The sequence below is a fragment of the Anaerobacillus alkalilacustris genome (genome assembly GCF_001866005.1).
Taxonomy (GTDB): Bacteria; Bacillota; Bacilli; order Bacillales; family Anaerobacillaceae; genus Anaerobacillus; species Anaerobacillus alkalilacustris.
Genome location: NZ_MLQR01000004.1, coordinates 159086 through 184462 on the forward strand (window position 1 = coordinate 159086; position 25377 = coordinate 184462).

Genomic DNA, 25377 nt, shown 5'->3' on the forward strand with positions numbered 1-25377 from the left:
GATACATAAATTTATAGGAGGAAATGTCAATGAGTAAAGTTATTGGTATTGATTTAGGTACAACTAACTCTTGTGTAGCAGTAATGGAGGGGGGAGAGGCAGTAGTTATCCCAAACCCTGAAGGAAATAGAACTACACCTTCAGTAGTTGCCTTTAAAAATGGAGAACGTTTAGTAGGTGAAGTAGCTAAGCGTCAAGCAATTACAAACCCAAACACGATTATGTCGATTAAACGTTATATGGGGACTGATCACAAAGTAGAAGTAGAAGGAAAAAAATATACTCCTCAAGAAATTTCTGCAATCATTCTTCAAAAGTTAAAAGAAGATGCTGAAGCTTATTTAGGAGAAAAAGTAACAAAAGCTGTTATCACAGTTCCAGCTTACTTTAATGACTCTCAACGTCAAGCAACAAAGGACGCTGGTAAAATTGCAGGTTTAGAAGTTGAGCGTATCGTAAACGAACCGACAGCGGCCGCTTTAGCTTATGGTCTTGAAAAACAAGAAGATCAAACGATTTTAGTTTATGACTTAGGTGGTGGAACGTTTGACGTATCTATCCTTGAGCTAGGTGATGGCTTTTTTGAAGTAAAAGCAACATCTGGAGACAATAAGCTTGGTGGAGACGACTTTGACCAAGTAATTATTGACTACTTAGTAGCAGAGTTTAAGAAGGAAAATTCTATTGATCTTTCGCAAGATAAAATGGCTCTACAACGATTAAAAGATGCTGCTGAGAAAGCGAAAAAAGATCTTTCAGGAGTGACTTCGACACAAATTTCTTTACCATTTATTACAGCTGATGCTTCAGGACCTAAACACTTAGAAGTAACATTAACTCGTGCTAAGTTTGATGAAATTTCAAGCCAACTTGTTGAGCGTACAATGGGTCCAACTCGCCAAGCTCTTCAAGATGCAGGTATGACTCCGAATGATATTGATAAAGTTGTACTTGTTGGTGGATCAACACGTATACCAGCTGTACAAGACGCTATCAAAAAGGTAATTGGAAAAGATCCTCATAAAGGGGTAAACCCTGATGAAGTAGTTGCATTAGGTGCAGCAGTTCAAGCAGGTGTTCTAACTGGAGATGTTAAGGATGTTGTATTATTAGACGTTACACCTTTATCTTTAGGGATTGAAACAATGGGTGCTGTATTTACCAAACTAATTGATCGTAATACAACAATTCCAACAAGTAAGTCACAAGTGTTTTCAACTGCTAGTGATAATCAACCGTCAGTAGATATTCATGTTCTTCAAGGTGAGCGTCAAATGGCGGCAGATAATAAAACGCTTGGAAGATTCCAATTATCTGATATTCCACCAGCTCCACGTGGTGTTCCGCAAATCGAAGTAACCTTTGATATTGATGCAAACGGGATTGTTAACGTAAAAGCTAAAGATTTAGGGACAAATAAAGAGCAATCCATTACGATTACTTCTTCTTCAGGATTAAGCGAAGAGGAAATCGATAAAATGGTGAAGGATGCTGAAGCAAATGCTGAAGCTGATAAAAAGCGTCGTGAAGAAGTAGATCTTCGTAATGAGGCAGATCATTTAGTATTTACAACTGAAAAAACGTTAAAAGACCTTGAAGGCAAAGTTGATGAAGGTGAAGTAACAAAAGCTAACGAAGCAAAAGATAAGCTGAAAACTGCTCTTGAAGGAGCAGATATTGAAGCTATTAAAACAGCAAAAGATGAACTTCAAGAAATAGTTCAAGCGTTATCAGTAAAATTATATGAGCAAGCGGCACAAGCAGCTCAAGGTGAGCAAGGTCAACAAGATGCCAAAGCAGACGATAATGTTGTCGATGCTGAGTATGAAGAAGTAAATGATGAGAAGAAATAAGGCACAAGCCTTGAGGAAAAAGTCAAAGTCAGGCTATTAGGCTTTGACTTTTTTTCCACTTTAATAAGAATAATTAGAGTAGACTTAGTTTGTATTGGTGATAGTATTAAAAAGTTTAAGTTAGAATATAGTATTGTGCTATAAAATATAAAAGATACCAATCCCCTAATGCTTCACATTTTTCAGGGATAGTGTTAAGATATTCGTTATGTAATAAATTCGGGAGTGGGTACAAAATGAGTAAACGTGATTTTTATGAAGTGCTAGGTGTCGATAAAAGTGCATCTGCAGATGAAGTAAAAAAGGCTTATCGTAAGCTAGCTCGCAAGTATCATCCAGATGTTAATAAAGCAGCGGATGCAGAGTCGAAATTTAAAGAAGTTAAAGAAGCATATGATACGTTAAGTGATCCACAAAAGAAGGCTCATTATGATCAATTTGGACATACTGATCCTAATCAAGGTTTTGGTGGTGGAGGCGACTTTGGTGGCTTCAGCGATATTTTTGATATGTTTTTTGGTGGTGGAGGCGGAAGAAGGAATCCGAATGCACCAAGACAAGGAGCAGATTTACAATATACGATGACATTGGAGTTTAAGGAAGCTGTTTTTGGGAAAGAAACTGATATTGAGATACCTAAAGAAGAAACGTGTGATACGTGTTTTGGGACTGGAGCCCAACCAGGAACAAAACCTGAAACATGTTCACACTGTAATGGTACTGGTCAATTAAGTGTAGAGCAAAACACACCATTTGGTCGAGTTGTCAATAGACGTGTATGTCACCACTGTGAGGGTACTGGAAAGTATGTAAAAGATAAGTGTAATACTTGTGGTGGTAAAGGAAAGGTGCGTAAACGTAAAAAAATTCATGTCAAAATTCCAGCAGGAATCGATACTGGTCAGCAAATTCGTGTTTCAGGCCAAGGTGAAAGCGGCGTGAACGGTGGACCACCTGGTGACTTATTTGTTGTGATTAACGTAAAACCACATGAGTTTTTTGAGCGTGATGGAGATGATTTATATTGTGAAATGCCAATCACATATGTTCAAGCTACCCTTGGAGATGAAATTGAGGTTCCGACGTTACAAGGAAAAATTAAATTGAAAATTCCAGCGGGCACACAAACAGGAACAAACTTTAGATTAAGAGGAAAAGGTGTTCCAAATGTTAGAGGCTATGGGCAAGGTGATCAGCACATTCAAGTTCGAGTTATTACTCCTAAAAATTTAACCGAAAAACAAAAAGAATTATTAAGGGAATTCGGTGAGTTAAGCGGGAATCAAGCTCCAGATGAGCAAAGTGAAAATTTTTTTTCAAAAGTTAAGCGAGCATTTAAAAGTTTTAATGATTAATTAATTAGGAAGAGATGGAGTTGGTAGAATTGAAATGGTCTGAAATTAGTATTCAAACAACACAAGAGGCTGTTGAGCCTGTCTGTAATATTCTGCATGAGGCAGGTGCAAGTGGGGTAGTAATCGAAGACCCGCAAGATCTTATCACTGATTGGGAAGATCAGTTTGGTGAAATCTACCAACTCTCTCCTGATGATTATCCTAAAGAAGGAGTTATAGTTAAAGCATATCTTCCGGTGAACAGCTTTCTAGGTGAAACCGTTGAAGGAATTAAAGAAGCAATAAACGGATTGTTAGTTTATGATATTGATATTGGTCTAAATAAAGTCTCTATAAGCGAAGTCAATGAAGAAGAGTGGGCAACAGCATGGAAAAAATATTATAAACCCGTAAAAATTTCAAACCATATTACCATTACACCGACATGGGAAGAATATAAACCTGAAAAAGAAGATGAATGTATTATAGAACTTGATCCAGGTATGGCTTTCGGAACAGGTACACATCCTACAACAGTTCTTTGTGTAAGGGCAATCGAAAAGAAAATTACAGAGAAAGACCATGTTATCGATGTTGGTACGGGTACAGGAGTATTAAGTATCGCTGCGGCAAAGCTTGGAGCAGAGAAAGTATTGGCCCTTGATTTAGATGAAGTTGCAGTTAAAAGTGCAATCATAAACGTTAAACTAAATAAAGTTCAAGACGTTGTTTCGGTAAAACAAAATAATTTACTTGAACAAGTTAATGAGAAGGTAGATTTAATTGTAGCAAACATCTTAGCTGAGGTTATTGTACGCTTTGTTCAAGATGCGGCAAAGGTACTTAAACAAGGTGGCACATTTATTACTTCGGGTATTATTAGTGGTAAAAAACAAGAAGTGAAGGATGCTCTTCTTAAACATGGGTTTATCATCGAGGAGACCTTAGAGATGGAAGATTGGGTTGCGTTTATTGCGAAAAATGGTAATTAAAATTCCTTGCTTCTGTCTTGTGGTTGGCGTTGGTAGAAGCTTACATTTTGTTAATGGTACTTCACTATAAAATAAAATTGGAAGGTGTATGAAAGTGCAAAGGTATTTTGTAGCGAATGATCAGTTAAATGAAACGAATTTCTGTATTGTCGGTGAGGATGTCAAGCATATAAGTAAAGTAATGCGAATGATGAGTGGTGATCAGATTATTTGTATTAATGAGGAAGGTCTGGTAGCTCGTTGTGAAATTACATCAATTTCTTCAGCTGAAATTACGGGAAGTGTAATTGAATATTTAGCAGAAAATAAGGAAATGCCGGTAAAAGTTACCATTGCACAAGGCCTTCCAAAAGGTGATAAACTAGATATGATTGTACAAAAAGGTACAGAACTTGGAGCTTCTGAATTTATTCCTTTTCAGGCTTCTAGATCTATAGTTAAATGGGATGAAAGAAAATCAGAAAAGAAAATTGAAAGATTACAAAAAATTGCTAAGGAAGCGGCCGAGCAATCTTACCGTAATATTGTACCGAAAGTAAATAATAATCATTCCTTTCAACAGTTGTTAAAGAAAAGTGAAAGTTACGATATAAAAATTGTCGCATTTGAGGAAAATGCAAAAGCCGGGGAAAAGAGTAATTTAGTTACAACAATTAATAATACAGAGGTAGGTTCCTCTATTATGATTTTGGTTGGACCTGAGGGTGGCTTGTCCAATGAAGAAGTTAAGGAGCTAGAAAAAGTAGGATTTATTCCTTGTAGTTTTGGCCCCAGAATTTTACGTACAGAAACTGCTGCATTATATTCCTTATCAGTAGTTTCCTATCATTTTGAATTATTGAGGTGATGAGTATGCCGACAGTTGCCTTTCATACACTAGGTTGTAAAGTAAACCATTATGAAACAGAAGCGATTTGGCAGTTATTCCAACAAAACGGCTATGAGAAGAAAGAATTTGAAACATTAGCCGATGTTTATGTTATAAATACATGCACAGTTACGAACACAGGGGATAAAAAAAGTAGACAAGTAATCAGACGAGCGATACGACGTAATCCAGACGCGGTTATTTGTGTTACAGGTTGTTATGCTCAGACATCTCCTGCAGAGATTCTAGATATTCCAGGTGTTGATATTGTAGTAGGTACACAAGATCGTACAAAATTACTTGATTACATTGACCAATATAATAAAGAACGAAAACCGATTAATGCCGTTGGAAACATTATGAAAACACGTATTTATGAAGAATTAGATGTACCCAATTTTACAGATCGTACAAGAGCGTCATTGAAAATTCAAGAAGGTTGTAATAATTTCTGTACTTTTTGCATTATCCCTTGGGCAAGGGGACTAATGCGTTCTAGAGATCCTGAGGATGTAATTAAACAAGCAAATCAACTTGTTCAGGCTGGTTACAAAGAAATTGTTCTAACCGGGATCCACACGGGTGGTTACGGAGAGGACATGAAGGGTTATAGCTTGGCTCAGCTATTAAAAGAGTTAGAAAATGTGAATGGGTTAAAAAGGATTAGAATTTCATCTATAGAAGCTAGTCAGATTACCGATGAAATTATTCGGGTTATCAATGATTCTAACAAGATTGTACGTCACCTTCATATTCCTCTTCAATCAGGCTCAGATACTGTTTTAAAACGAATGAGACGTAAGTATACAATGGAATTCTTTAGTGAACGTTTAGACCGATTAAAAGAAGCATTGCCAGGGCTTGCAGTAACTAGTGATGTCATTGTTGGGTTCCCAGGTGAAACTGATGAAGAATTCCAGGAAACATATGATTTTATTGCTAAGCATAAGTTTTCTGAATTACATGTATTTCCATACTCTAAGCGAACAGGTACACCTGCAGCACGTATGGAGGATCAAGTAGATGAAGAAGTAAAGAATGAGCGTGTTCATAAGCTTATCGAGTTATCAAACCAGTTAGCAAAGGAATATGCCGCGGGTTTTGAAGGGGAAGTCCTAGAAGTTATACCAGAAGATCGTGTTGATCAAGAAGAAGGACATTATATTGGATATACAGACAATTATTTAAAAGTGAAATTTGCTGCAAATGAGGATATGATTGGGAAATTAGTTAAAGTAAAAATAAATCAATCAGGTTATCCAGTAAATATAGGAAGTTTTGTACGTATTGTTGAAGATGAAGTGCATGAAAAAGTCTTAAATAGTTAATTATAACACCTAACAAGTGAGTCTTGTTAGGTGTTTTTAGCATAATTAATTAAGTTTATATACTTGTTCAAGGTTCATTACTGAACTAAAAACTTATGGCTTTATTAATGAATAAGATAGTAATTTCAGTCATTCAATGGTAATCTATTTAAGATGTCCGTACATCTAAGAAGATTAAGGGTGAAAGGGGTTTTTTTATGAGTGAGCAGTTAGCAAAAATGATTGATCATACTTTGTTAAAGGCAAATGCTAGTAAGGAAGAGATAATTACACTAGCAAACGAAGCAAAAGATTATAAGTTTGCATCTGTTTGTGTTAACCCGACTTGGGTACAAACGGCTGCAAAAATATTAGAAGGTACAGAAGTTAAGGTCTGTACAGTTATTGGCTTTCCGTTAGGTGCTAATACACCTGAAACCAAAGCTTTCGAAACAAAAAATGCAATTGAAAACGGGGCAACTGAAGTTGATATGGTAATTAACATAGGTGCGCTTAAAGATAAAAACGATGAATTAGTTGAAAATGATATTCAGGCAGTAGTTCAAGCGGCAAAAGGGCAAGCTCTGACGAAAGTTATTATCGAAACATCCTTACTTACTGAGGAAGAAAAAGAACGTGCATGTGATATGGCTGTTCGTGCTGGAGCTGATTTTGTAAAAACCTCAACTGGTTTTTCAACAGGTGGTGCAACAGTTGCTGATATTAGTTTGATGAGGAAAATTGTAGGTCCGGATATTGGTGTTAAGGCATCTGGAGGTGTTAGAGATCGTGAAACGGCTTTAGCGATGGTTGAAGCTGGTGCAACAAGAATTGGAGCAAGTGCTGGAATTTCAATTGTTAAAGGTGAAAAATCTAATTCTACATATTAAAAAAGTGAGCATAGCTCACTTTTTTTTCAAGGAAAGAAAGCGTCAAGCTTCAACGCTTTTCCCGTTTAATATATATTTATAAGTGTTCCACTATTTTTGTTCATTTCCGTGTAAAGCAATAACAAATTTATAAAAGAGCGGTACGAAGGGTAGGACTGCTACTGAAGATATAATATTAAAAATCGTTCCGGCATGTGCTAATTGCAAATTAGGTAGCGCTGTTAAGCTAATAGAAATAGAGCTTAACCAACCAATAAAAGGTAAAAATAGTAAAACACCTATTATGTTTAACCAAATATGAGCAAATGCTACGAGTTTTGCCGAGTTTTTTGATCCGACACTTGCTAAAATAGCTGTAAAGCAAGTCCCGATATTTGCCCCTAACACAATCCCGATGCCTGCTGGCAGGGCCAATATTCGGTCGCTCATAAAGCCCATTGCAATAGCGGTTGTGGCGGTGCTAGATTGAATTAGAGCTGATAGTACGGCTCCGACTCCAACAGCGATAAAGCTATTTTCATTTGTGAGCTGTAAGAAATTATGAGCTGTAGGGATTGAAGCTATTGGATAAGCTAACGTCTCTAAACCTTGCATAGCAACAAAGATACAACCTAGACCGAAAGAAACGCAACCGATACAATAAGCTACATGTTTTTTCATATTCATTAATATAACCCCAATAATTAACATAGGAATAATTCCTGATGTCAAATTAAATGCAATAATTTCCGTAGTGAAACTTGTGCCGATATTTGTGCCTAGGATTATACCGATTGATTGTTTAAATGTTAAATAACTAGCTGCTACTAAACCGACAGTAATAACCATTACTGCAGAACTACTTTGTACGATCGCAGTTACTATAGTTCCTACTAACAGTCCTTTAAATGGTGTGCTAGTCATTTTTATTAAAGTTAATTTTAAACGATCCTGTGATAAATTTACTAATCCGGCTCTCATAACAGTCATACCAAAGAGAAATATTGTAATATAAACAGCAAATAGCGAAAATAACTGTTGCATGATTTTGTCTCACCTCTTTATCATTTGTATGGACATGTGAGTACAAGCATGACAAAAAAAATTTATAAAATTTAATGAATTTCATGATTTATTATTTTCTTCACTAAATGACTATATCTAAATAACGCTAAACCGCTCGAAAATAGATTATATTCATTGTTTTTTTTTTGGTAATTGCGAAATACGCCAATTAGTATTAATAAAAAAAGTTGACCTGAAAAAATGGTTATATTATAATCTTAAAAGACATGTTTTTTATTCAACCATCGTTGAGACGGTTATCTATGAAAGTTAGTAGTTAAATGGTGGGCTTTAATTGTGATTTTTTTGCTAGCCATTAGCAAAAAAATGGGACCTACTAAGTGTAAACATGTTTCATTGGTTGTTTCGGAGGGAGGGAAATATAAGATGGCAGAGACTCGTGTTCGCAAAAATGAATCGATTGACGCTGCTCTTCGTCGCTTCAAAAAGTCAATATCTCGAGAAGGTACTTTGGCAGAAGTGAAAAAGCGTAAGCACTATGAAAAGCCTAGTGTAAAACGTAAGAAAAAGTCAGAGGCAGCAAGAAAGCGTAAGTTCTTTTAAGAGAGGGTGTTTTAGATATGAATCTTCTTGATCGTTTAACTGTTGATATGAAGGAAGCGATGAAGAATAAGGAAAAGCAAAAGCTCTCTGTTATTCGAATGGTTAAATCTGCTTTACAGAATGAAGCGATTAAACTTGGAAAAGAACTTACAGAAGACGAAGCTCTAACTGTTCTGAATCGAGAACTTAAACAACGTAAAGATTCCCTCCATGAGTTTGAAAAGGCTAGTCGTGAAGACTTAGCCGAAAAAGTACGTGAAGAAATCGTTTTTTTAACAGTATACATGCCTAAACAATTATCTGAAGAAGAGGTTGCGGAAATAGTGAAAGAAACTATCAAAGAAGTAGGAGCAGCATCAAAGTCAGATATGGGTAAGGTCATGGGTGCAATTATGCCTAAAGTAAAAGGTAAAACCGATGGCTCAGTCGTTAATCGACTCGTACAACAGTTTCTTTCATAAATAAAACAACGCCTTGTCTTATGCAAGGCGTTTTTTACTCTTTAGGTAAGGTTTTTTTAATTTATCCCATTCTTATTACCGCCCTAAAGGGCCCAGTATAGAATACATTTCATCAAGTGGGGGAAGGAATCGAAAACCATCACTGATTGTTAGTTCAGCTATATTGGCTACTTATGAACTAAACTCCATAATACACATATTACGCGACTCAGATACTAATTCCGTTGATATTATGAAATTAACTTGGGTAAATAAAAAATATGTGAAATCTTTTTTAAAAAGAATGTAACTTTTCCATACTATATACGTATAAGTAATTGAGTATTTTTAAAAGAAAAAGAAAGGGGGATTATGATGAATAGATTTGTTCTCATGAGAAAACTGATATTTTTGTCCTTCATTGTTTTAGCTGGTATCATCTGGGTGTCCAAGCTGCCTGTACATAGTCAATCGAATAGTCAGGTTGTTTATTTTGTACCCATAGAGCAAGCTGTAGAACGTGGTTTAGAAGCGTTTTTAAATAGGGCTCTAGAAACAGCAGAATATGAAGGTGCTGACCATATCGTATTAGAAATTGATACTCCAGGTGGACTTGTGGATGCGGCTACCAATATTGCAAACCTAATTAAAACCACAGAAACACCAATTACGGCTTATGTTAAAGTGCAAGCTTTGTCTGCGGGGGCGTATATTGCTTTAAATGCAGATCAAATTGTAATGGCACCAGGTACTACAATTGGTTCAGCGGCTGTTATTGATAGTGCCGGTAATGCTGCAGAAGAGAAGGCGAATTCGATGTGGCTTGCAACAATCGAGGGTGCTGCTAGAGATCGTGATCCAATCTATGCTAGGGCAATGGCGGATAAAAATGTAGATTTACCTGAGTATCGTGCTGGAGTTGGTTATCTCTTAACATTATATGCTGATGAAGCTCTTGAAGTTGGGTATGCTGAAGCTATAGCTAAAGATCGGACTGAGCTTCTTGAATTTATTGGAATGGAAAATGCGGAAGTTAGGGAAATTGAAGTAAGCTTTGCTGAGAAAGTTGCAAGGTTTGTTACACATCCAGTCATTATTCCAATTTTACTATCAATTGGCAGTCTAGGCTTAGTATTGGAGCTATATTCACCAGGCTTTGGGATACCAGGAATTATGGGCTTATCTGCTTTACTTTTATTTTTCTTTGGGCATTTAGTTGCTGGCTTTGCTGGTTATGAGACATTAATTGTATTTGGTGCAGGGATACTCTTGATAATTATTGAAATATTTTTCCCGGGATTTGGAATTTTTGGAGTCTTAGGAATCGTAGCTATTATAGGAAGTATGGTACTTGCGTCTTATTCGACCGTTAATATTTTATTATCGATCTTAGTTGCAACTGTAGTATCTGTAGTAGCTTCAATCTTAATGTTCAAATTTTTTGGATATCGAGGCCCACTAAAAAGGTTAATTTTAACTGACTCTACTAAGTCTGAATTAGGCTATGTTTCAAGTGTGACTCGCAAGGAGCTTGTTGGGAAAATTGGTATAGTAACAACTAGGTTAAGACCTTCAGGAACTGCTATATTTGAAGAGGAACGACTTGACGTTGTATCTGAAGGTGGGTATATTGAACAAGGGGAGAAAGTAAAGATAATATCTTCAGTAGGTTCTAGAATAGTTGTCCGGCAAATAAAAGAATAAGGCAATAACCACGATTCATTAAAAATAAGGAGGAAATAAACATGGAAGAAATCTTTTTACTTATTATTGTAGGCTTAGTCATTATCGCATTTGCAATCTTATTTACGTTTGTCCCAGTTATGCTATGGATTTCAGCACTAGCAGCGGGGGTACGTGTAGGTATTTTTCAACTAGTTGGAATGAGACTTCGTCGTGTTATTCCGGCTCGTGTAGTTAATCCGTTAATTAAGGCTGTAAAAGCAGGACTGGAATTAAGTACAAACCAGCTAGAAGGTCATTATTTAGCAGGTGGTAACGTTGACCGTGTAGTAAATGCATTGATCGCTGCTCAAAGAGCAAACATTGATTTAAGTTTTGAAAGAGCGGCAGCGATTGATCTTGCTGGACGTGATGTATTAGAGGCAGTTCAGATGAGTGTTAATCCAAAAGTTATTGAAACTCCATTTATTGCTGGTGTTGCTATGGATGGGATTGAAGTAAAAGCAAAAGCTCGTATTACTGTTCGAGCTAATATTGACCGATTAGTCGGTGGTGCGGGTGAAGATACTGTCATCGCTCGTGTAGGTGAAGGGATTGTATCAACAATTGGGTCGGCTGAAAATCACAAAAAAGTCCTAGAGAATCCAGACATGATTTCACAAACAGTATTGTCAAAAGGCTTAGATGCAGGAACAGCTTTTGAAATCTTATCGATAGATATTGCAGATATTGATATCGGGAAAAATATTGGTGCTGAGCTTCAAACTGACCAAGCTGAGGCTGATAAAAAGATTGCACAGGCTAAAGCAGAAGAGCGTCGTGCTATGGCGGTAGCAAAAGAACAAGAGATGAAGGCTAAAGTAGAAGAAATGCGTGCAAAAGTTGTGGAAGCAGAAGCAGAGATTCCTCTTGCCATGTCTGAAGCATTACGTTCAGGTAACATCGGTGTTATGGATTATATGAATATCCAAAATATTTTAGCTGATACAGATATGAGAGATTCCATTGGTAAGGCTACCGATGATGGTAAGAAAGATGGAAATAAACAATAATAACTATCTAATGGTACCATTAGAAAGGAGGCCATAAAAAATGGAGGATCTCCTAAGATATATAACTGCAAATCCTTTTTTACTTTTTCTAATTATTGGTGCGATTTTAAGTTTCTTTCAAAAAGGTAAAGAGCAAGAAAAAAAGAAGCAACCAAATAAAACTAATCGACCAGCTGGTACAGGGCGACAAGAAGTCGATTGGAGAGAAATATTTCGTCAGGAAATAGAACCAAACACAGTACCTCAAAAACAAAGAAAAGAAACTTACACCATCAATGACGTACAAGAACCTAAACATTCTTTAGATGAAGTGAATCAAGGTAATAAAATATTAGAGAAATATGAACAAACAAAGCGTAAGAAAGAAACTGCTAAAAGATATGAACGTAAATTAAAAGACTCTCCTATTTCTCAAGGCGACATTACAGCTCAAAATCAGGTTAAATTAGACTTCTCAAATATTTCTAGAGAAGATGCAATTAAAGGAGTTGTTTGGTCAGAAATTTTAGGAAAGCCAAGGGCAAAAGGTTCATATCGTCCTTCCCTTAATACAATTAGAAAAAAAGGTTAAGCTTATGCTTAGCCTTTTTTGTGTGAAAAATCTCCAATTCATAGTATTTACCACCCATATATTTTTGGATTATTTTCAAGAAAAGCGCAAGCGCCTAGGTCACGAGCAGTTGCTCCTGTGCCACTCCGTTTGCTCAAGAGCAGTTGCTCCTGTGCCACTCCGTTTGCTCAAGAGCAGTTGCTCCTGTGCCACTCCGTTTGCTCAAGAGCAGTTGCTCCTGTGCCACTCCGTTTGCTCAAGAGCAGTTGCTCCTGTGCCACTCCGTTTGCTCAAGAGCAGTTGCTCCTGTGCCACTCCGTTTGCTCAAGAGCAGTTGCTCCTGTGCCACTCCGTTTGCTCAAGAGCAGTTGCTCCTGTGCCACTCCGTTTGCTCAAGAGCAGTTGTTTTCCGTGCGACGAGTAACCGCAGGAGCAAATGTTTTCCGTGCGACGAGTAACCGCAGGAGCAAATGTTTTCCGTGCGACGAGTAACCGCAGGAGCAAATGTTTTCCGTGCGACGAGTAACCGCAGGAGCAAAGCCGCTTCGAAGTAATCCAAGTAGTAGCTTCACTGGGGCGGCCTTTGACAGATGCCGCTCTTTGGCTTCCTACGTGCTTTTGCATCTTCTAGTATTGCTTCGTAGAGCTTCCTCGAAGCAGTGTTTTGTGCGACGAGTAATCGCAGGAGCAAAGCTGCATGAAGCTATTCAGAGACGTTATTCATGTAGTTATTGAAGTCAGTTGCTTGACTGAAGTGACCGAGCTCGTAGGCTGCTTGCGCTAGACAGTTTCCAAGTTAGAAGTTTATAAATTCTGATTATAATTAAAAAAGAGTGATACCTTTCCTCCTTTTCACATAAAAATGATATGAAAGGGGGGTCGTTACATTATGAGGAAGATAAATAAGATGGTCAGAAAATGGATGACAGATAAAATGGAACTTCCTGCAGATGTTACGATGGATCTACCGAGGATTACGATGATTGGACAACTGCATATTTATATCGAAAATCATCGTGGAGTCTTGAAATTCTCTAATCAAGAATTAAGGCTTTTATTAGAACAAGGACAACTACTAGTAAAAGGAAACCATTTTGTGATTAAGACGATTTTACCTGAAGAGCTTTTACTCGAAGGAACAATCGATCAAGTTATTTACATAAATGAGGAGAAGAAAAAAAGTTAGTAAGGAGGATAATATGAAAAACTCATGGACGAACAGATTTTCAGGTTTTATTCGTATAAAAGTAGTTGGAAAGTATACCGAACTCTTTTTAAATAGGTGTATACATCAAAAAATATCTATCTGGCATATACGTAAGGTAGGAGATGAAACGATAATTTGCTATTTATCTTTAGAAGATGCACATCGTATTCGTCCAATTGTAAGAGAAACAAATGTAAAAGTTTATTTTATTGAAAGAAAAGGTATGCCATTTATCATTAGGAAAATGATCTCGCGAGGAGGTTTTGTTGCAGGTCTAGTAAGCTTTGTTGTCATATTATTTATTTTATCAAACATGGTATGGGGGATAAAAATAGAAGGAGCATCACCGCAAGTAGAGCATCAACTAACTCAAGCCGTTACAGAATTAGGAATAAAAAAAGGAAAGTTTCAATTCCTATTACCGAGTGTCGAAGAAATTCAAATGCTAGTTACAGAGGAAATTGAGGAAGCGACGTGGATAGGTGTAACGTTAAGTGGGACGACCTTTCATTTTAATGTAGTAGAAAAATCACTTCCAGAAAAGCAAGAACAAATTTCCCCAAGACATTTAGTTTCAAAGAAAAAAGCCATTATTTATGATATTTTTGTTGAAAAAGGCCAAGGCAAAGTCTCACCTAACGATTTTGTTGAAAAAGGAGAAACGTTAATTAGTGGTTTCATCGGAAAAGAAGGAAATATGGAGATTGCACCAGCAAAAGGGAAAGTACTTGGTGAAATTTGGTACAAGTCTACTGTTTCCGTTCCACTAGAAAGTGAATTTTCAACTCTTACTGGTGAAAAAAAAATCAAACATTCTCTATCGGTAGTAAATTTCCCAATTACTTTTTGGGGGTTTGGTGATCCACAATACTCTCAATACGAAGTAAATGAATATGAAAATACCTTACAGTTTTTAAACTGGCAGCTTCCACTTAGATACCATAAAAAAGTGGTGCTAGAAAAAGAAACGCTAATTCGCGAATACAGTGAAGAAGAAGCAATTGAAGTTGCTACCTTAATGGCAAGAGACGAGTTAATGAAAAAAATAGACGACGATGCAGTAATAAAAGGGGAAAAAGTTTTGCACCAAACCATAGAGAATGGTAAAGTTAAATTAATGATACACTACCAAGTAATAGAAGATATTACCGAAATACAACCAATCATTCAAGGGGATTGAGAATATTGTCAGAAATACTTATTGATCTACAATTAGAAAAAGCAAACGAAGCTCAAAGTTTATTTGGGCCAAATGATTTACACCTAAAAATAATGGAGCAAAAATTAGGAGTATCCATTGTTACAAGGGGAGAAAAAATTTTAGTAACTGGTGAAGATGCGAAAATCTCCATTGTTAATGATGTTATAGATGCTCTCATTACCCTAATTCGTAAAGGAACACATATTTCAGAACGAGACATCATTTATGCAGTACAACTAGCAGAAAAAGGAATGCTTGAAGAGTTACTTGAACTATATCAAGAAAAAATTGCTGTTAATGTAAAGGGAAAGCCGATATTGGTGAAAACTTTAGGACAACGGCATTACATTACAGCATTAAGAAAAAGGGATATTGTTTTTGGAATCGGACCGGCTGGAACTGGAAAAACATATTTAGCAGTAGTGATGGCAGTAACAGCCTTAAAAGATGGTTTTGTAAAACGAATTGTTTTAACCAGACCCGCAGTTGAAGCGGGGGAAAGCTTAGGTTTTTTACCTGGAGATTTGAAGGAAAAAGTGGATCCGTATTTGCGACCATTGTACGACGCACTACACGATGTACTAGGAGTAGAGCAAACGGTTCGTTTGATGGAAAGAGGAACGATAGAAATTGCTCCTTTAGCTTATATGAGAGGTAGAACTCTTGATGATTCTTTTGTGATCTTAGATGAAGCACAAAATACAACATCGGAGCAAATAAAAATGTTTCTTACAAGATTAGGTTTTGGATCCAAGATGGTGATAACTGGTGATTTAACCCAGGTTGATTTACCAAAGGGGAAAAAATCTGGTTTAAAGACAGCGCTTGAAGTGTTAAATGAAGTACAAGGTATTGACTTTATTCATTTACAAGCTACTGATGTAGTTCGACATACACTTGTTCAAAAAGTAATAAATGCATATGAAAAATTAGATAAAGAATAATGTTACAATGAGCATCTACTAAATTAATATTGTATAATAAAATTGAGAATTAACACTCTATTGTTAATTCTCGATTTTCAATTTAGGGATAATCCTTCATAATACTGCTTTTCGTAACTAACATACTTTATTTAATTTTATTGGTACTTTTTAACTATATAGTTTTGTATCGCTTTGTTAAAGTAATTTGGAAAATTAGCTTGATATGAAAAATAAAGAGGTGAGCAACTTGGGGAAAAGGGCACCAATTGACCAACTGAAATGGTGGAAAAAGCTTAAAGATCATCGTTATATACGAGTCATTTTATTTATTGTTTTAGGAATAGTTATGTATTTAACGATGTTGAGTAATATTATTCCTACTACATTAAATGTTAATCTAGGTTCTTATGCTCAGCAGGATATTCGGGCGCCAATAACAATAGAGAATAAGGCAGCAACTGAAGAAAAGAAAAAATTGGCTGCAGAAGCAATAGAGCCCCAATACACAAATAATAAAGCTTTTGCTCAAAAACAAGTTAAGAAAATTAACGATATTTTCGATATAATAAGTCAAATTAATGAAGACCCAGAAGTTGAAAGTATACAATTAGAAGAACAAACACACAGTGAGTTAGATAATCATATGCAAATTGAAAATACAGTAGGGTCTTTAGAAGAAAAATTAGAAAATCTTCGAGCTATTATCTCTAGTCAAACGAGTGATGACTTATCTGATGAAACATTACTTACATTTTTAGAAGCGGATGAGTCAGAACTAGAAATTGTCAGAGAAACAACGACTAACGCCATATACAATGTAATGAGCGAAGAGATTCGAATTAATGATGTACTAGAGGCTAAAGATTTAGTAGAAACAAAAATTGTTATCTCTACAGTAAGCCCTAAGTTATATCAGGCAATGCTAGAAATGGCAAGGTTTGCAATTACAGCTAACTATATTTACGATGACGAGGCAACGGAGTTTGCAAGGAAAAAAGCTATTGAAGCTGTAGAACCAGTAATGATCCGTGAAGGTCAACTTATTGTAGAAGAAGGTGAGGTAATTACCTCAACAATTTATTCACAGTTAGCTATCTTGGGTCTGCTTGACGATCAGGTGAATATATACCCCTTTATCGGATTGGGTATACTCGTATTATTGCTAGTTTTAATGTTAGCTTACTATTTAAGCGATGCAAAAACATCATTACGCAACAATAATAGTCATTTGTTAATGTATGTACTTATTTTTACAGTGACAGTTTTAATTATGAAAATTTCAAGTTATACACATAATTTACATTTTCAAGGGTTTACATTAATCGCTCCGGTAGCAGTTGGTTCTATGCTTATGACGATGTTGATCCATCAACGGGTTGCTCTGTTCACGAGTATGGTTTTTTCTATCATAGCTAGTTTTATATTTAATGCTGAAGCGACAGGTGTCGTAAACTATACATTTGGTATATACGTGTTCTTCAGTTCAGTCGCTGGAGTGTTTTTCTTAAGTAAATCAAACCGAGTTTCGAGAATATTACAGGCTGGTCTATTTGTATCAATCGTTAATATTTTAACCATAATTACACTCCTAATGTTAAGAAATGCTCAATATGGTTGGATGGAGGTTGGTTCAAACATTGGATTTGGCTTTTTGTCAGGCTTTTTAGCTGCTGTCTTAACTTTAGGCTTATTACCATTTTTTGAAGCTGGATTTGGTATTTTATCAACGATGAAATTAATCGAGTTATCCAATCCAAATCACCCTCTCTTACGAAAGATACTTGTTGAGACACCAGGCACTTATCATCATAGTGTTATCGTTGCTAATTTATCTGAAGCTGCTTGTGAGGCTATTGGTGGAAATGGATTGCTTGCCCGTGTAGGTTCTTATTATCATGATTTAGGGAAAACAAAGCGTCCGCATTTTTTTATTGAAAATCAAATGAAAATGGAAAATCCACATGATAAGCTGTCTCCACAATTAAGTAAAACGATTATTATTTCGCACCCGTACGATGGCGCGGAGCTCTTAAAAAATTATAAAATGCCAAAAGAAATTATTGATATTGCTGAGCAGCACCATGGTACTTCTTTGCTTAAGTTTTTTTATCATAAAGCGAATCAAGAATCATCTAAACCGATTCCAGAAAAGGATTTTCGATATCCAGGTCCTAAGGCTCAAACTATTGAAGCCGCAGTTGTAGGGATATCAGACTGCGTTGAGGCAGCTGTTAGATCAATGGCTAAGCCAACACCTGAGAAAATAGAAACATTAGTAAAAAAAATTATTACAGATCGACTTGAAGACGGACAGTTTGACGAATGTGACCTAACATTAAAGCAGTTAAACATTGTTGCTATGTCTATCTGTGAAACGTTAAAGGGGACTTTTCATTCTAGGATAGAGTATCCTGAGGATGTTAAAAAGAAGGGAGACAGTCAAGAGTGATAATAGAAGTTGAAATACAAGATGAAACGAATCAGTTGACTGAAGAGCAGCTTTTACTCGTTAATAACTTATTAAATTATGCTGCTGAGTTAGAAAATGTACAAAAAGGTTCAGAGTTATCCGTAACCTTTGTTGATAACGAAGCGATTAGAGTCATAAATCGTGAATATCGGAATAAAGATACGGCAACTGATGTTATTTCTTTTGCATTAAATGATGATGAATCTGATATAAATTTGCACGAAAACATTCCTAACCTTTTAGGCGATATTATAGTTTCTTATGATAAAACAGTTTCCCAAGCAGAAGAATACGGTCACCCAATTAGTAGGGAGTTAGGCTTCCTTGTTGTTCATGGGTTTCTTCATCTTTTAGGATATGACCATATGAATGAAACAGAGGAAAAAATTATGTTTACAAGGCAAGAGGAAATCTTAGAGGCCTATGGACTACAAAAATAGTTATGACCGTTATTGGAAAAGATTTATATGGAGCTTTATTTATGCTTGGTCTGGTTTAAAAAATGCTTTTCGTCATGAACAAAATATAAGAATTCATTTTACTATTGGCCTAGTAATCATTGTATTATCTTTTCTATTAAATATTCCTTTATTTGAAAAAATAATATTACTTTTGGTCATAGGGGTTATTATTTCTTTAGAAGTGATGAATACTGCTATAGAGAGGGTTGTTGATCTAGTCACAAAGGAATATCACCCTTTGGCCAGGATTGCTAAAGATGTTTCTGCTGGTGCAGTACTTATTTTTAGTATGTTCGCAGTAATTATTGGTATATTAATTTTTTATAAACCAGTAGTCGAGTTAATAAGTGGTTATATATGGTAGAAGTTTGTTTAAGAGATTGTGTTTTATATTTTGCATTCGCTTATATATAATAAATAGGTCAATAATTCTTAATTATGAATGAGAGGGGGCTACTTCTCATGTGGAAAACATTTCAAAAAAATATAATTATTGGTTTTATTACGTTATTGCCTGCAATAGTCACAGTTTATGTGTTACATTTTTTATTTACTATTATTGATCGTTTTTTAGGTCAATTTATTACGAGTTTTTTTAAAGTGTTAAGAATAATTAAGGTTGAAGATGGTACTATTTATTTTTTAGGAGTTTATACACCTTTTTCAGAACGAATACTAGGGATAGGTTTCTTTTTAACTATATTTATTATTTCTGTGATAGGTTCTTTAAGAAGAAGAGGCCTGAAGAAGCAGGTTTTTGAAAGTGTTGATCATTTCTTCCGGAAAATTCCTGTAGCAAACTATATATATTCTTCAGTTGAGCAGATGATAAATGCTTTTACACAGGAACGTTCATCCTTTAAAAAAGTAGTCATGATCGAATATCCACGTAAGGGAGTTTATACACTAGGTTTTTTAACGGGTGCATCTAAAGGTGAAGTTAAAAGAAGGACGAATAGTAGTTGTTTTAATGTTTTTTTACCAACAACTCCCAATCCTACATCAGGTTGGCTCGTATTAGTCCCTGAAAAAGATGTTACAGTATTAGACATGACAGTTGAACAAGGACTAAAGTTTATAATTTCAGGTGGCGTTGTTGTTCCGCCTGATAAAGCTTCTTTGCTTTTGGATAGTCAATTCGAAAAATATACAGAACAATTACATGAAAGCAAGGAAATAATGATAAAGGTTAAATCAAGAAAAGGAGATTAGGTGATGGAAACAAACCGTTTAATAGATGAGGCGAAGTTAGCAAGAGAAAAAGCTTATGTTCCATATTCTAAATTTAAAGTAGGTGCAGCTTTACTTACTAAAGATGGAAAGATTTATCATGGCTGTAATATAGAAAATGCAGCTTATAGTATGTGTAATTGTGCTGAGCGCACAGCGCTTTTTAAAGCCTATTCTGAAGGAGATACCAAGTATAGTGCATTATGTGTTATTGCTGATACAGCGCGTCCTGTGCCACCTTGTGGTGCGTGTAGACAAGTGATAACGGAACTTTGTCCCAAAGATATGAAAATAATCTTAACAAATTTACATGGAGATATTGAGGAAACTACAGTAGAGAATTTATTACCAGGAGCTTTTTCACCGGAGGATTTAAATGGATAATACAAGATATAAATCAGGTTTTGTTTCAATTATTGGACGACCTAATGTCGGAAAATCAACTTTACTAAATAATGTTATTGGGCAAAAAATTGCCATTATGAGTGATAAACCACAGACAACAAGAAATAAAGTACAAGGAGTTTATACAGACAACCATGCTCAAATTGTTTTTATTGATACTCCTGGGATACATAAACCTAAACATAAGTTAGGCGATTTTATGATGAAGGTCGCTTACCAGACACTACGAGAAGTAGATCTTATTTTATTTGTTGTCGATGCCAAAGAAGGTTTTGGCGGAGGTGATCAATTTATTATTGAACAATTACAAAATGTTCGTACACCAGTCTTTTTAGTTATAAATAAAATAGATTTAATACACCCAGATCAGCTATTACAATTTATTGATCAATATAGAAAGAAATATAATTTTACTGAAATAATTCCAATCTCTGCACTTCAAGGAAATAATGTTAATACCCTTAAAGAACAGGTTATTGAACATTTAGACGAAGGACCTCAGTATTACCCTGCTGATCAAGTAACTGATCATCCTGAACGTTTTATTGTATCTGAACTAATACGTGAAAAAGTTTTACATTTGACTAGGGAAGAAATTCCCCATTCTATAGCAGTTGGCATAGAGCAAATGAAACAACGAGAAAATGGAAACACTGTCTATATAGGCGCAACAATTGTTGTCGAACGAAGCTCTCAAAAAGGGATTATTATTGGTAAACAAGGGGCTTTGTTAAGAGAAATAGGGAAAAGGGCTAGAGCAGATATTGAAGCTTTACTTGGTTCAAAAATATTTCTTGAACTATGGGTAAAAGTTCAAAAAGATTGGCGAAATAAGCCAGGATTTTTAAGAGATTTTGGATTTAGAGAAGATGAATATTAATTCGTAAAAGAAATAAAAAAACAACGGGTGATTATGACCGTTGTTTTTTTATGTCAAATTAAGATAAAATGTACTTATTGGAAAAATAGTAGCTTAGAAACAAATATTGCCGAAAGTTCACTAATATTATCTTTCTAAATTAATAATACCTAAAATTATGCAAAAAAATTTTAGTAATTTTTCCTTAACATGTTTTTAGCAAAAAAGGTCATTCTAATTGTATAGTGAGGTCTAGGATAGCTTATTTATACTTTATGTAAGTTAAGAAAAAAACGAAAGCTTTCGTAAAACGAAGCCAAGTTTCTAATAAGGGTCAATGATTAAAAAGTTCCTGTTATTAGTAAAAAATCAAGTTTCTCGAAAAGAAAGGTGGAGTTCTCTTATGTTAGATTTTTCCTGGAAGGTATTTTCGATGACTGGAAGCGTCGATACTTACTTAATTATGAAGGAAATTGAAAGAGATACTAATGAACCAACGGAGGAGTTTACAGAGAAGCTAGATGAAATAGACACTCCTACAAATTGATCTATTTGCGATTCTTTGATGGCGCGGTGATCAAATTATGTTACAAAAAGTAGAGGGAATAGTAATACGTACAACCGATTATGGAGAGGCGAATAAGATACTGACATTATATACTCGTGAGTTAGGAAAAATTGGTGTGATGGCTCGAGGGGCAAAACGCCCTAAGAGTCGTCTTTCTTCTATTTCTCAATTATTTACTCATGGTACCTATGTTTTTCAAAAGACAACAGGACTCGGTGTTTTAAATCAGGGCGAAATTATAAATTCATTTCGCGATTTACGAGCAGATATATTTTTAACTGCTTATGGGGCCTATATTGTTGAACTGTTGGATAAACTAACAGAACAAAATGAAATTAATCCTTATTTATATGAATTGCTTTTTCAAATACTCAAATATATTGATGAGGGATATGATTACGAAATTCTAACGAGGATTTTTGAAATGAAAATGCTTAAAGTAGCTGGAGTTGGAATACACATTGATGGCTGTGCTCATTGTGGTACACAGGAGGGAGAATTTTTCTTTTCAATAAAAGAAGGTGGTTTTATATGTCACCGTTGTCTACACATTGATGAGAAAGCTTTAAAAATTACTACGTCAACTGCAAAGCTGTTACGTTTATTTTATTATTTTGATTTACATCGGTTAGGGTCAATTTCAGTGAAACCAGAAACAAAATTACAATTAAAACAAATATTAGAAACTTATTATGATGAATATTCTGGCTTACATTTAAAAAGTAGACGTTTTTTGAATCAATTAAGTAAAATGCAATTAGATTAGTAAAATTATTACCCTTTTTATTGGATTTATTTCGAAGTAGCGAATTAACCTATAACAAGGGTTTTTTTATAAACAGAATTTATAAATTTCTAACTTGTAAACTGTCTAGCTCCAGGCGCCATCGGCTCGATCACTTCAGTTCGTCAATTGCGATCAAAGAGCAGACCGCTACTTGCCGACCTTCCAGTGCTTGTCGCCGATAGGCGGGCGCCTTGCGCTTTTCTTATAGACTCTGTTACATACACTTCTACATCTTGTGCTTGTGGCCATAATATTTGGATCTTTCCTTATCCTCTATGAAAAACCTCCAATTTAGTATATAATTATCGAAAAAAGCAAATAGCAATTCAAATCAAATGGAAATTTAAATATACCTTTTTTAAGCTATAACTATTCTATAATAAGTTGTTATGGACAAGAAATTATGAACTTATATGAAAATATAGGGGAAATATCGTTTTTCTTTTTTTTACAAGGAAAGAAAGTATAATAATTATAACTTGTAAACTGTCTAGCGCAAGCAGCCTACGAGCTCGGTCACTTCAGTCAAGCTATTGACTTCAATAACTACATGAATAACGTCTCTGAATAGCTTCATGCAGCTTTGCTTTGAGGAAGCTTACTACGAAGCAATACTAGAAGACGAAGAAGCACGTAGGAAGCCATAGAGCGGCATCTGTCAAAGGCCTTCCAGTGCCTATCGCTCGTGACCAACGCGCTTGTGCTTTTCTAATGTATTGAGGCGGTGAGAACAATCGAATTAAATACAAGGCAAGAACGTATTTTACAAATTGTCAAAGATAGTGGTCCTATAACAGGGGAACAGATTGCCGAGAAGTTGTCTTTGACAAGAGCCACATTAAGGCCAGACTTAGCGATATTAACTATGGCGGGTTATTTAGATGCTAGACCTAGAGTAGGATATTTTTATTCTGGTAAAAGTGGAACACAACTTTTTGCTGAAAAAATTAATTTATTAACGGTTCAAAAATACCAATCGATTCCTGTTGTTGTCACTGATTCTTCCTCAGTGTATGATGCGATTTGTATGATGTTTTTAGAGGATGTTGGAACTCTTTTTGTTGTTGACCACTCGTCTAATCTTATTGGTGTATTGTCTAGAAAGGATTTATTACGGGCAAGTATTGGAAAACAAATGCTTGAATCGATCCCAGTTAGCATTATCATGACTAGAATGCCAAATATAGCGTTCTGTTTTAAAGAGGATTTAGTTATAGATGTAGCAAAAAAACTAATCGAAAAACAAATCGATGCACTCCCTGTTGTGAAAACAGTAGACGGGATAAAATATGAAGTTATCGGTAGAATTACGAAAACAAATATTACAAAAGCCTTGGTAGACTTGGCTAATGACGAATTGTTATAAAACTCTATATTACATATATATGTTTAGCCTTAGTGGTTGAAAAGTTATGAAAGTAAACATATAAATATCATTAAATAAATGGAGGTAAGGATGCAAATAATTAAGAAACGCCCAATAGTTTATGTAATCTCAGATTCTGTCGGTGAAACCGCGGAATTAGTAGTAAAAGCAGCAGCTAGTCAATTCAATCATTCAAATATTGATATCAGACGTATTCCTTATGTTGAAGATGAAGAAACAATCGAAGAAGTTGTAACGTTAGCGCAAGAGGTAAATGCAATCATAGCATTTACATTGGTTATCCCTGAGAAAAAACAATATTTACTAGAACTAGCAGAAAAAGCTAAAGTAACCACAGTTGATATTATGGGTCCAATGATTAATAAACTACAAGATTTAACTAAAAAAGAACCACGTTATGAACCAGGGTTAGTACATAAATTAGATGAAGATTATTTTAGAAAAGTTGAAGCTATTGAATTTGCCGTGAAATACGATGATGGAAGAGATCCAAGAGGCATTATGAGAGCCGATGTGGTTTTAGTTGGTGTATCTAGGACATCTAAAACACCATTATCACAATACTTGGCACATAAACGCTTAAAGGTAGCAAATGTTCCCTTAGTTCCGGAAGTAGAGCCACCTTCAGAATTATTTTCTATTTCACCGAAAAAGTGTATAGGTTTAACTATTAGTCCAGAAAAATTAAATGATATCCGTGCTGAACGATTAAAAGCTTTAGGTTTAAAGGCAGAAGCTAATTATGCAAATATGGAACGAATTAGAACAGAATTAGAATATGCAGAAGGAATTATGAATAAAATCGGCTGTCCTGTCATAAATGTTTCTAACAAAGCGGTCGAAGAAACTGCAAATTTAATTTGGAATATGTTTAATGGTAAATAAAGTACAGAGAGTCTATTCCTCTGTACTTTTTACTTTGTAAAATAGGACCATAAGTATTTTATTTTCATAATACAGAGTGAATGCCATTAAGATACAAAAAACTTGAGTAGGTGCGGTCTCAGCTCCATATAAATCATGTGGATTGTTTAATAGGATTATCAAATCCATCTAGTTAAAAAAGCATATGAGACCATTAAAAGTAAAAAAATATGGCTAGAATAGGGAAATTAGCTTATAATGAAATTTTGTGATTAAAAAATGCGAATATTTTTGGGTAGGAACAAATAAATTAAAAAAGTCAAGATTTATTCTGATGTTTTTGGTAATGATAGTAAAAGGAAGTTAGTCTTTTCCCTCTTTCAGAAGTTTATCATCGTTTAGTATGTCAACAACTAAAGCTACAATGAAATTGTG

At 35.2% G+C, this 25377-nt stretch carries 25 protein-coding genes; 24 read left to right on the forward strand and 1 reads right to left on the reverse strand.

Annotation, left to right across the window (positions count from 1 at the left end; all coding sequences use genetic code 11):
- The first annotated feature begins 29 nt into the window (after positions 1-29).
- From dnaK to deoC, 6 genes are all read left to right on the forward strand, one after another.
- Positions 30-1853, forward strand: a complete 1824-nt coding sequence (gene dnaK / locus BKP37_RS05440; RefSeq protein ID WP_071308667.1) for a molecular chaperone DnaK — start codon at positions 30-32, stop codon at positions 1851-1853.
- Positions 1854-2089: 236 nt separating this feature from the next.
- Positions 2090-3208: a molecular chaperone DnaJ gene (dnaJ, locus tag BKP37_RS05445; RefSeq protein WP_071308668.1), complete on the forward strand. Its 1119-nt coding sequence runs from the start codon at positions 2090-2092 to the stop codon at positions 3206-3208.
- 29 nt (positions 3209-3237) lie between these two features.
- Positions 3238-4179 (forward strand): 50S ribosomal protein L11 methyltransferase, encoded by a 942-nt coding sequence (gene prmA / locus BKP37_RS05450; protein ID WP_071308765.1) that lies wholly within the window; start codon positions 3238-3240, stop codon positions 4177-4179.
- Positions 4180-4273: 94 nt separating this feature from the next.
- The gene (locus BKP37_RS05455; RefSeq protein WP_071308669.1) at positions 4274-5026 is read left to right on the forward strand and encodes a 16S rRNA (uracil(1498)-N(3))-methyltransferase; all 753 of its coding nucleotides are present in this window, start codon (positions 4274-4276) and stop codon (positions 5024-5026) included.
- 5 nt (positions 5027-5031) lie between these two features.
- Entirely contained in the window at positions 5032-6375 is a 1344-nt protein-coding gene (gene mtaB, locus BKP37_RS05460; protein ID WP_071308670.1) for a tRNA (N(6)-L-threonylcarbamoyladenosine(37)-C(2))-methylthiotransferase MtaB, read from the forward strand.
- A 197-nt stretch (positions 6376-6572) separates the two neighbouring features.
- Complete coding sequence (gene deoC, locus BKP37_RS05465; protein WP_071308671.1) at positions 6573-7244, forward strand: deoxyribose-phosphate aldolase; 672 nt, start codon at positions 6573-6575, stop codon at positions 7242-7244.
- Between the two features lie 90 nt (positions 7245-7334).
- Here the strand turns inward: deoC and BKP37_RS05470 are convergent, their stop codons facing one another.
- Positions 7335-8267: a Na/Pi symporter gene (locus tag BKP37_RS05470; protein ID WP_071308672.1), complete on the reverse strand. Its 933-nt coding sequence runs from the start codon at positions 8265-8267 to the stop codon at positions 7335-7337.
- A 408-nt stretch (positions 8268-8675) separates the two neighbouring features.
- Here BKP37_RS05470 and rpsU point away from each other — a divergent pair, with 408 nt between their 5' ends.
- The 18 genes from rpsU to BKP37_RS05560 all read left to right on the forward strand — a co-directional run bounded on the left by rpsU (position 8676) and on the right by BKP37_RS05560 (position 24963).
- Entirely contained in the window at positions 8676-8852 is a 177-nt protein-coding gene (gene rpsU, locus BKP37_RS05475; RefSeq protein ID WP_071308673.1) for a 30S ribosomal protein S21, read from the forward strand.
- Positions 8853-8869: 17 nt separating this feature from the next.
- Complete coding sequence (locus BKP37_RS05480; RefSeq protein ID WP_071308674.1) at positions 8870-9313, forward strand: GatB/YqeY domain-containing protein; 444 nt, start codon at positions 8870-8872, stop codon at positions 9311-9313.
- A 354-nt stretch (positions 9314-9667) separates the two neighbouring features.
- Complete coding sequence (locus BKP37_RS05485; protein WP_071308675.1) at positions 9668-10996, forward strand: NfeD family protein; 1329 nt, start codon at positions 9668-9670, stop codon at positions 10994-10996.
- A gap of 41 nt (positions 10997-11037) precedes the next feature.
- Positions 11038-12027, forward strand: coding sequence for a flotillin-like protein FloA (gene floA / locus BKP37_RS05490; RefSeq protein WP_071308676.1), 990 nt, complete (start codon positions 11038-11040; stop codon positions 12025-12027).
- A 40-nt stretch (positions 12028-12067) separates the two neighbouring features.
- Complete coding sequence (locus tag BKP37_RS05495; protein ID WP_071308677.1) at positions 12068-12598, forward strand: hypothetical protein; 531 nt, start codon at positions 12068-12070, stop codon at positions 12596-12598.
- 868 nt (positions 12599-13466) lie between these two features.
- Positions 13467-13763: a sporulation protein YqfC gene (gene yqfC, locus BKP37_RS05500; RefSeq protein WP_425424974.1), complete on the forward strand. Its 297-nt coding sequence runs from the start codon at positions 13467-13469 to the stop codon at positions 13761-13763.
- Positions 13764-13776: 13 nt separating this feature from the next.
- Positions 13777-14964: a sporulation protein YqfD gene (gene yqfD, locus BKP37_RS05505; RefSeq protein WP_071308679.1), complete on the forward strand. Its 1188-nt coding sequence runs from the start codon at positions 13777-13779 to the stop codon at positions 14962-14964.
- A 5-nt stretch (positions 14965-14969) separates the two neighbouring features.
- Entirely contained in the window at positions 14970-15929 is a 960-nt protein-coding gene (locus tag BKP37_RS05510; protein ID WP_071308680.1) for a PhoH family protein, read from the forward strand.
- A gap of 220 nt (positions 15930-16149) precedes the next feature.
- Positions 16150-18360 carry an HD family phosphohydrolase gene (locus tag BKP37_RS05515; protein ID WP_342707763.1) on the forward strand — a complete coding sequence of 737 codons (2211 nt, stop codon included), beginning with the start codon at positions 16150-16152 and terminating at the stop codon, positions 18358-18360.
- On the forward strand, positions 18357-18821 hold the full coding sequence (gene ybeY / locus BKP37_RS05520; protein ID WP_071308682.1) for an rRNA maturation RNase YbeY: 465 nt from the start codon (positions 18357-18359) through the stop codon (positions 18819-18821). Before BKP37_RS05515 ends, ybeY begins: the two co-directional genes overlap by 4 nt.
- Positions 18805-19206, forward strand: coding sequence for a diacylglycerol kinase family protein (locus tag BKP37_RS05525; protein ID WP_071308683.1), 402 nt, complete (start codon positions 18805-18807; stop codon positions 19204-19206). The genes ybeY and BKP37_RS05525 overlap by 17 nt, the downstream gene beginning before the upstream one ends.
- Positions 19207-19304: 98 nt before the next feature.
- Entirely contained in the window at positions 19305-20054 is a 750-nt protein-coding gene (locus BKP37_RS05530) for a DUF502 domain-containing protein (RefSeq protein WP_071308684.1), read from the forward strand.
- Positions 20055-20057: 3 nt separating this feature from the next.
- Positions 20058-20456 carry a cytidine deaminase gene (locus tag BKP37_RS05535; RefSeq protein ID WP_071308685.1) on the forward strand — a complete coding sequence of 133 codons (399 nt, stop codon included), beginning with the start codon at positions 20058-20060 and terminating at the stop codon, positions 20454-20456.
- Positions 20449-21357: a GTPase Era gene (gene era, locus BKP37_RS05540; protein WP_071308686.1), complete on the forward strand. Its 909-nt coding sequence runs from the start codon at positions 20449-20451 to the stop codon at positions 21355-21357. The genes BKP37_RS05535 and era overlap by 8 nt, the downstream gene beginning before the upstream one ends.
- Before the next feature lie 382 nt (positions 21358-21739).
- Positions 21740-21883, forward strand: a complete 144-nt coding sequence (locus BKP37_RS05545) for a YqzL family protein (protein ID WP_071308687.1) — start codon at positions 21740-21742, stop codon at positions 21881-21883.
- A 37-nt stretch (positions 21884-21920) separates the two neighbouring features.
- Entirely contained in the window at positions 21921-22670 is a 750-nt protein-coding gene (recO, locus tag BKP37_RS05550; protein WP_071308688.1) for a DNA repair protein RecO, read from the forward strand.
- A gap of 745 nt (positions 22671-23415) precedes the next feature.
- The gene (ccpN, locus tag BKP37_RS05555; RefSeq protein ID WP_071308689.1) at positions 23416-24057 is read left to right on the forward strand and encodes a transcriptional regulator CcpN; all 642 of its coding nucleotides are present in this window, start codon (positions 23416-23418) and stop codon (positions 24055-24057) included.
- A gap of 90 nt (positions 24058-24147) precedes the next feature.
- Positions 24148-24963, forward strand: coding sequence for a pyruvate, water dikinase regulatory protein (locus BKP37_RS05560; RefSeq protein ID WP_071308690.1), 816 nt, complete (start codon positions 24148-24150; stop codon positions 24961-24963).
- Positions 24964-25377: the final 414 nt, after the last annotated feature.

What these genes read in the sequence shown, in the direction of transcription:
- dnaK (WP_071308667.1), top strand. Translation starts at nt 30, where the DNA reads ATGAGTAAAGTTATTGGTATTGATTTAGGTACAACTAACTCTTGTGTA.
- dnaJ (WP_071308668.1), top strand. Translation starts at nt 2,090, where the DNA reads ATGAGTAAACGTGATTTTTATGAAGTGCTAGGTGTCGATAAAAGTGCA.
- mtaB (WP_071308670.1), top strand. Translation starts at nt 5,032, where the DNA reads ATGCCGACAGTTGCCTTTCATACACTAGGTTGTAAAGTAAACCATTAT.
- deoC (WP_071308671.1), top strand. Translation starts at nt 6,573, where the DNA reads ATGAGTGAGCAGTTAGCAAAAATGATTGATCATACTTTGTTAAAGGCA.
- BKP37_RS05470 (WP_071308672.1), bottom strand. Translation starts at nt 8,267, where the DNA reads ATGCAACAGTTATTTTCGCTATTTGCTGTTTATATTACAATATTTCTC.
- rpsU (WP_071308673.1), top strand. Translation starts at nt 8,676, where the DNA reads ATGGCAGAGACTCGTGTTCGCAAAAATGAATCGATTGACGCTGCTCTT.
- BKP37_RS05480 (WP_071308674.1), top strand. Translation starts at nt 8,870, where the DNA reads ATGAATCTTCTTGATCGTTTAACTGTTGATATGAAGGAAGCGATGAAG.
- BKP37_RS05485 (WP_071308675.1), top strand. Translation starts at nt 9,668, where the DNA reads ATGAATAGATTTGTTCTCATGAGAAAACTGATATTTTTGTCCTTCATT.
- floA (WP_071308676.1), top strand. Translation starts at nt 11,038, where the DNA reads ATGGAAGAAATCTTTTTACTTATTATTGTAGGCTTAGTCATTATCGCA.
- BKP37_RS05495 (WP_071308677.1), top strand. Translation starts at nt 12,068, where the DNA reads ATGGAGGATCTCCTAAGATATATAACTGCAAATCCTTTTTTACTTTTT.
- yqfC (WP_425424974.1), top strand. Translation starts at nt 13,467, where the DNA reads ATGAGGAAGATAAATAAGATGGTCAGAAAATGGATGACAGATAAAATG.
- yqfD (WP_071308679.1), top strand. Translation starts at nt 13,777, where the DNA reads ATGAAAAACTCATGGACGAACAGATTTTCAGGTTTTATTCGTATAAAA.
- BKP37_RS05525 (WP_071308683.1), top strand. Translation starts at nt 18,805, where the DNA reads ATGGACTACAAAAATAGTTATGACCGTTATTGGAAAAGATTTATATGG.
- BKP37_RS05530 (WP_071308684.1), top strand. Translation starts at nt 19,305, where the DNA reads ATGTGGAAAACATTTCAAAAAAATATAATTATTGGTTTTATTACGTTA.
- BKP37_RS05535 (WP_071308685.1), top strand. Translation starts at nt 20,058, where the DNA reads ATGGAAACAAACCGTTTAATAGATGAGGCGAAGTTAGCAAGAGAAAAA.
- era (WP_071308686.1), top strand. Translation starts at nt 20,449, where the DNA reads ATGGATAATACAAGATATAAATCAGGTTTTGTTTCAATTATTGGACGA.
- BKP37_RS05545 (WP_071308687.1), top strand. Translation starts at nt 21,740, where the DNA reads ATGTTAGATTTTTCCTGGAAGGTATTTTCGATGACTGGAAGCGTCGAT.
- recO (WP_071308688.1), top strand. Translation starts at nt 21,921, where the DNA reads ATGTTACAAAAAGTAGAGGGAATAGTAATACGTACAACCGATTATGGA.
- BKP37_RS05560 (WP_071308690.1), top strand. Translation starts at nt 24,148, where the DNA reads ATGCAAATAATTAAGAAACGCCCAATAGTTTATGTAATCTCAGATTCT.